A 6927-nucleotide genomic window follows, 5' to 3' on the forward strand; every position below is an offset into this window, starting at 1 on the left:
CCCGCCTCGGTCAGGGTGATCTATACGAGATAATGGTACCAAATTGCACCATTGCACTCCTGTGCCACCTCGGCAATCGTTCTTCGGAAGAAAAATTCTAGATTGGCAGTGAGGGAAGGTTTCACGGCCCGGTTCGAAGCCGCAACAAGAAACGGATACGCAGAAGCCCCGACCTGACAAGCATCGGCCCGAGTGTGTCAGGCTTCGGACAAACGCCGCGAACAAGCCTGCTCGTCCAATCCGCAACTTAGAAGAAGCGATGTCGCGCGAAGAGCGCCGAGGGCAAGGCGCGTGTTCGGAACATGATGTTTTCGAATTCAGGGAAGAAAATGGTCGCGATAGCTTCGATCATTGACTGAATTGAAGGCCGCCACGGCACATCCATTGTAGGTGCCTCCCGGTCATCATCATCATCTCGACGCCAAATGAATTGGCGCGATTTCCTGGGAGGATCAGTCATGACTCTTGCGACGGCGGAGCTGTCGCCCGTTCCCACCGAGGAAGGGCAACTGCAACGAAGCATCTCTTGGACGGGCGCGTTCTGGGTCGCGAGTGGCGTCCCGCCGCTGGTCTTGTTTTCGATCGGCGGAATCGCCGGTGCGACCGGCACGCCCGCCTTCGCGATCTGGACGGCGTCGATGCTGATGGGCTTCCTGCAGTCTTTCGTCTACGCGGAGATGGCCGGGCTCTTCCCCAACAAGTCGGGCGGATCGTCGGTCTACGGCGCCGCCGCCTGGATGCGTTACGCCCGGCCAATCTCGCCGTTGCTGGTGTGGTGCAACTGGATCGCCTGGACGCCCGTCCTGTCGCTGGGTTGCACGATCGCCGCCGCCTACATCCTCAACGCCCTGGTGCCCGATCCGAATGCCGCGATCCGCACCTGGACGCTGGCCGCCGGCTCCTTCGGGCCCGTCTCCTTCTCGCTGAACGCGCCGTTTTTCATCGGCGTCGCGCTCATGCTCTCGGCCTTCGCCGTGCAGGTGCGCGGCATCAGCGGCACCGCCCAGGTCCAGCGCGTCATCGGTCTCGCGGTCATCATTCCGCTGCTGGTCATCGGCGTCGCGCCGCTGCTGCAGCACGGCGTGAACTGGGCGAACTTCACGCCCTTCGTGCCGCTCGCCGAGGCCAACAAGCCCGCGCCGGGCGCCTGGAACACCACGGGGTGGACCCTCGTCCTCGGCGGGATGTTCCTCGCCGCGTGGTCGACCTACGCCTTCGAAACGTCGATCTGCTACACGAGCGAGTTCAAGAATCCGAAGACCGACACGTTCAAGGCGATCTTCTACTCGGGCCTGCTCTGCCTGACGATCTTCCTGCTCGTCCCGTTCACCTTCCAGAGCGAACTCGGCCTCGCGGGCATGCTGGATCCGTCGATCGTGGACGGCTCGGGCGTCGCGGCCGCCCTCGCCCGCATGGTCGGCGGTGGGCCGATCGTGGCGAGCGCGCTCGTCATGATGATGATCTTCGCGCTCCTGCTCTGCCTGATGACGGCCATGGCCGGCGCCTCGCGCACGCTCTACCAGGGCTCGCTCGACGGCTGGCTGCCCAAATATCTCGGTCGGGCGAACCGCCACGGCGCGCCGATCGCGGCGATGTGGACCGGCCTCGTCGTCAATCTCGGTCTACTGGCGATCGCCTGCGCCGACTCGGCCTCGTTCTTCTTCATCCTGGCGGTGTCGAACGCCGGCTACATCATCTTCAACTTCCTCAACCTGAACTCCGGCTGGATCCACCGCATCGACAACGGGCATCTCGAGCGGCCCTATCGGGCCCCCACGATCCTCATCGCGGTCGGCACCCTGTTCGGCTTCGTCAACGCGGTGTTCCTCGGGGCGGGTGCGAAGGTGTGGCACCCCTGGGCGCTGTGGGCCGGCATCGTCACGGCCGGCGCCATCATCCCGGTCTTCCTGTTCCGCCATTACGTCCAGGACCGCGGCCGGTTTCCGCCGCAGATGCTGCACGACCTCGGCGTCACGCGGACCGAGGCGCTGGTGAGCGGGCGCAGGGCCGGCCTCCTTCCCTACCTCACCCTGGCGGCGGGCGTGGCCACCGTCCTCCTCGCCAACTTCCTCTTCCAGCTCTGACGAGAACGGCCTGGGCGCTGCCCCGCAGCGCCCGGTGCGGTCGAAGGACGGGAGCCTTCAATGATCGAGATCAGCCAGTTCGACAGCCGGCCGACCTACGGCCGTCTCGCCCTCGACCCGAGGGCCAAAGCTCACCTCATCGCCGCCGAGGACGAGGGCGCGGGCGCCATCTTCGACGTCTTCGCAGGGGCGAGCGAGGCGCGCGCACGGGCCATCCTGCTCTACGCGGAGACCGACGAACGTCGCGCGCCGCGTTCGGATTCGCTCGCCCGCCTCGGCTGGGCGGCGTTTCATCCGGCAGCCAGCCGGAGCGACCTGCTCGCCGGCCTCGACGGCGTGCTCGACGCCGCGACCATGGGCACACGCCTCTACGCCGCCGGGTCCGAGAGCTTCGTCGGCGCGGTGATCGCGCGGGCCGCGGGCTTCGGAGTTGTCCCGCAATCGGTCATCGCCGAGACGCGCGGTTCCCCCGCCCGTCGCGTCCAGTGCGTGCATTGCAAGCACGTCGCCGAGGCTGTGACCGCTTCCCCCTACACCTGCCCGGGCTGCGGACAGAGCCTTCTCGTCCGCGACCACTTCTCGCGCCGGCTCTCGGCCTTCCAGGGCGTGCGCGTCGACGCCGAAGTGCCCGGCGACATTCCCCCCGCACAGGAGCTGGCGCGATGAGCGGCGTCGAAATCCCGGTCCGCGTCACCGAGATCGAGCAGGCGACGCCGACGATCCGGCGGTTCCGGCTTGCGCGCACGGATGGCGAGAAACTGCCGCCCTTCGCCGCCGGGTGTCACATCGTCGTGCTGATGCCGGCCGACGGCCGGACCATCCGCAACGCCTACTCGCTGGTCGACCGCGCCGAGGACGGATCGAGCTACCGCATCGGCGTGCTGCGCACGCAGGACTCCCGCGGCGGCTCGCGCTTCATGCACGAGCACGTCGTCGTCGGCAGCGAGCTCAGGATCACGATGCCGGTGAACCTGTTCCCGCTGTTCCTGCCCGGACGGCGGCATCTGCTGGTGGCGGGCGGCATCGGCATCACGCCGATCTACGCCATGGCCGAGGAGCTGCGGCGCACCGGCGCCGACTACCGGATCCACTACGCCGTGCGGGGCGAGGCGCACGGCGCCTTCATCGCCGAGCTGCGCGAGCGCCACGGCGATCGGCTCAGGCTCTACCGCAACGATCGCCAGGAAATCCTGGCGATGGCCGACATCCTGCCGAACCAGCCGCTCGGCACGCATCTCTACGTCTGTGGCCCTGCCGGGATGATCGAGGCGGTGCTCGAAGAGGCGCGCTCGGCCGGCTGGCCGGAGGAAAACCTGCATTCCGAGCGCTTCCAGGCGCCGCCTTCCGGCGAACCATTCTCGGTGCGGCTGGCGCGGGCCGGGATCACCTGCGAGGTGCGCGGCGACCAGAGCCTGTTGGAGGCGTTGGAGGCGGCCGGCGTGGATGCGCCCTTCCTGTGCCGCGGCGGTGCCTGCGGCCAGTGCGCGGTCGACGTGTGCGAGGCCGACGGCGCGCTGATCCACAACGACCACTATCTGACGCCGGCCGAGCGCGCCTCAGGCAAGAAGATCATGCTCTGCGTCTCCCGCCTCGCCGGGCGGGAACTGGTCTTGGATCTGTAAAGGCCTGACATCGACGAGGCGACACGCGCCTCTGAATCTCACGTCTTTTCACATGACACGAAAGGGGAAATGCCGATGACCCTTCACTTCAAGAGAGAATCGTTTCGCGACGATTTCACCTTCTCGAACTCACCCGAAGCGATCCGCCGCTTCCCGTTCCCGTTCGAGAAGGACGAGTACATGTACTCGGTCAATATCGAGCAACACATGCCGGGGCCGGCGAAGTCGCCGTTCGAGTTCCCGATCGACATCGACGAGCACTACGTCGCCGAGATGCACGACCGCGCGCTCGTCCTGAAGGAGGATCCGGGCCGCTGCCAGTCGCTGCCCCACATGATCACCGCCGAGTGGGACCTCGTCGAACTCCTCATGGAGTCGATGGCCAAGCACTATCCCGAACATTTCCAGCTGACGCGCGACGGCGACGCTTGGCACTGGGTCAACCGGCCCCTCGGCATCGATCAGCGCTTCACCGTCGGCGACGCCGCGACGCTGCCCCACCCGCCGATGGAGTACATCACCCGCCAGTGCCAGGGTGACTTCGCGCTGCTCGACCAGCGGCTCGGCAATCTGTGGCTGGATTCCGGCATGATCACCGGTCAGGCCGACTGGTCGCTCGATTTCGACATCGGGATGAACTTCATGGAATGGCATGCGCCGGTCCCGCTCGCCAAGGACATGGGCGTGTTCGAGCGCGCCTTGAAGTTCCTGCTCAACCTGCAGCAGGGACGGCCGGTCCGTCGTCTCAACTGGACGATGACCATCAATCCCCGGCTCGATACCTCGCCCGAGAACTACGACAAGTGGGGCCGGGATCGGACGACCGTGACGCCCGAGAACGTGGGCGACAAGGTCCATCTGCGCGTCGAGCTTCAGGCGATGTGGCGCCTGCCGCGCTCCAACGCGATCGTGTTCTCGATCCGGGCCTACATGATCAGCATGAACGAACTCGTCACCGTGCCGAAATGGGCGCGGCGCTTCCACCGCGTGCTGCGCGACGTGCGGGGCGAACTCGCCGAGTACAAGGGCCTGTCGCGCTACCGCGACACGACGGTGGCTTGGCTGTCGCGCTACGACGACGGCGCGCCGACCTCGCCCGGCTTCGCGCCCGACTGACGGCCGCGGCAGCGCAGCCGACCCCACCCATCGACGTCTTCGAGACCGCGTCACCCGGCGCCGTCGCATACCTGAAGGTAGGATCCGTCATGACCACTGACCCCTTTCCGCGCAAGAACGCCCTGGCGAAGCGGCATCACGCGCTCGGATCGAAACTCGATACCGAGTGGAACGGGCGGTTGATTCCGCAGCACTACGACACCGACCCCTACGAGGAGGTCGCGATCGTGCGCTCGAAGGCCGGGCTCTTCGACGTATCGGCCCTGCGGATCATCAACGTCTCCGGTCCCGACGCCGCCGAGGTGCTGAACCGGATGCTGACCTCGGACGTAGGAAAGCTGAAGCCCGGGCAGTCGGCAATCTCGAACATCGTGGACGAGAACGGCGCGCTGATCGACGACGTGCTCGTCTATCGCGACGGCCCGACCGCGTTCCGCGTGAGCCACGGCGGCGGCCGGCTCGATACCGTCATCGCCGGCTTCTTCGAGGGCTCGCAATCGACCTGCGATCGGGACGATGACGTCCATATCCTCTCGCTGCAGGGGCCTGCCGCACTCGACATCCTGAGGCCCCACACCGACCTCGACCTGACCGGCGTCAAGTATTTCGAACATGCACTTGCGCATCTGTTCGGTCGAAGCGTGTCGATCGGCCGTGGCGGCTACTCGGCCGAGCGCGGCTACGAGGTGTTCTGCGCGGCTGCCGATGCGGAGTTCTTCTGGGACAAGATCATGGAAGCCGGCAAACCCTACGGGATCTGTGCTGCCTCGTGGGATTGTCTCGACATCGTGAGGGTCGAGGGCGCCCTCCTGTTCTTCCCGTTCGACATGCCCCAGGGTGACGAAACGCCCTGGGAGGTCGGCGCGGACTGGACGGTCGACCTGTCGAAGCCCGATTTTCACGGCAAGGCGGCGCTGGAGCGGCGCAGGCACGAGGTGCGCTTCGCCAATGTCGGCCTGGAGATCGACGCCAACGAGGCGATCGAGCCCGGCGCGAGGCTGGTCCGGGACGGGCGGACGGTCGGCCGGATCAATTCCACGACCTACAGCCGGCACCTGATGAAGTCGATCGCGCTGGCTCAAGTCACGCCGGATCTCACGGCCTTCGGGACGGAGTTCGCCGTGCGATCCGACAAGGGCGATTTCACCGCGCAGGTGGTGCGCATCCCGTTCTACGATCCGAACCGGCTGCGAACGCATCCGCTGGAGGAACGCGCCTGACCGATGCGGGCGGGGTGACGTGAGCGGAGGGCGCGGTGCACCGCGATGATCGGTGCACCGCGCTCCCGCACCGGGACGACCTCCCAACACCTTGACAAACATTAGGACTTGTTCAGCTCCATTTGATTCGATCACATTGCGATGCACAAATTGCGCGCAATACGGTCCGAAAATCGTGCAGATGACTTGTTCGCAGGCAATGTTTCGCTTGCAGATAAAATTTGTATCCCTTAGGGAAACGTCAGAACAAGAGTCGTCGCGACATCGTGAGCGGTGACCGACAACAAGCAAGGGAGATCGTGGCATGACCACTTTGACGCCTCCGGCCGGAGGTGAAGCGATGCCGCTCGTCTCGACACGCTCCGAGGGCGTCGCGGACTGCCTCATCTTCGCTCAGGAATATTCCGGTCGGACGAGACTTGCCGGCCTTGTCGGCGCCGCGCTGGTCGGTGCTGCGGGGGCAGCCTTCACCGCCCGGATCGACGCGCAGGCGAACACGCTGCCAGCGCTGTTCCTCGGCTTCTCCTTCGTGGGCGGCCTACTCTCGACCTGGTCGCCCTGCGGCTATTCGAGCCTCTGCCTCCTGCGCCCGGCCGGGCGGCACGCGCGCAGCGCCCTCGTCACCTACACGCCCACTTTCCTGCTGCACGGGGCCGGCTACGCCCTCGGGGCCGTGATCCTCGGCGGCCTGCTCGGGCTGGCCGGAGGGCTTCTCGGCTTTGCCGGCACCTCAGTCCTGACGCTCGCCGCGCTCGGTCTCGCCGGCCTCGTCTACGGCGCGCATCAATTCGGCTTCCTGCGCGTCCCCTATCCGCAGCGCCGGGCCCAGGTGCCGCACGACGCGCGCCAGCGCTTCCCGATGAACCACATCGGGAAGCGCTGGCG

At 66.3% G+C, this 6927-nt stretch carries 6 protein-coding genes; all 6 read left to right on the forward strand.

The annotated features are described in order from the left end of the window. The first annotated feature begins 458 nt into the window (after window positions 1–458). The gene (locus MFF42_RS23920) at window positions 459–2084 is read left to right on the forward strand and encodes a trimethylamine N-oxide permease (protein WP_238258314.1); all 1626 of its coding nucleotides are present in this window, start codon (window positions 459–461) and stop codon (window positions 2082–2084) included. 60 nt (window positions 2085–2144) lie between these two features. Continuing rightward, entirely contained in the window at window positions 2145–2750 is a 606-nt protein-coding gene (locus MFF42_RS23925) for a dimethylamine monooxygenase subunit DmmA family protein (protein WP_238258316.1), read from the forward strand. Then, the gene (locus MFF42_RS23930; RefSeq protein WP_238258317.1) at window positions 2747–3706 is read left to right on the forward strand and encodes a PDR/VanB family oxidoreductase; all 960 of its coding nucleotides are present in this window, start codon (window positions 2747–2749) and stop codon (window positions 3704–3706) included. Before MFF42_RS23925 ends, MFF42_RS23930 begins: the two co-directional genes overlap by 4 nt. 75 nt (window positions 3707–3781) lie before the next feature. Next, complete coding sequence (locus MFF42_RS23935) at window positions 3782–4822, forward strand: heme-dependent oxidative N-demethylase family protein (RefSeq protein WP_238258319.1); 1041 nt, start codon at window positions 3782–3784, stop codon at window positions 4820–4822. Window positions 4823–4911: 89 nt separating this feature from the next. Then, the gene (locus MFF42_RS23940) at window positions 4912–6042 is read left to right on the forward strand and encodes an aminomethyl transferase family protein (RefSeq protein WP_238258321.1); all 1131 of its coding nucleotides are present in this window, start codon (window positions 4912–4914) and stop codon (window positions 6040–6042) included. A 304-nt stretch (window positions 6043–6346) separates the two neighbouring features. Further along, on the forward strand, window positions 6347–6927 hold a 581-nt coding region (locus MFF42_RS23945; RefSeq protein ID WP_238258323.1), incomplete at its 3' end, for a methylamine utilization protein MauF.

The sequence above is a fragment of the Methylorubrum podarium genome (assembly GCF_022179745.1).
GTDB lineage: Bacteria > Pseudomonadota > Alphaproteobacteria > Rhizobiales > Beijerinckiaceae > Methylobacterium > Methylobacterium podarium.

What these genes read in the sequence shown, in the direction of transcription:
- MFF42_RS23920 (WP_238258314.1), top strand. Translation starts at nt 459, where the DNA reads ATGACTCTTGCGACGGCGGAGCTGTCGCCCGTTCCCACCGAGGAAGGG.
- MFF42_RS23925 (WP_238258316.1), top strand. Translation starts at nt 2,145, where the DNA reads ATGATCGAGATCAGCCAGTTCGACAGCCGGCCGACCTACGGCCGTCTC.
- MFF42_RS23930 (WP_238258317.1), top strand. Translation starts at nt 2,747, where the DNA reads ATGAGCGGCGTCGAAATCCCGGTCCGCGTCACCGAGATCGAGCAGGCG.
- MFF42_RS23935 (WP_238258319.1), top strand. Translation starts at nt 3,782, where the DNA reads ATGACCCTTCACTTCAAGAGAGAATCGTTTCGCGACGATTTCACCTTC.
- MFF42_RS23940 (WP_238258321.1), top strand. Translation starts at nt 4,912, where the DNA reads ATGACCACTGACCCCTTTCCGCGCAAGAACGCCCTGGCGAAGCGGCAT.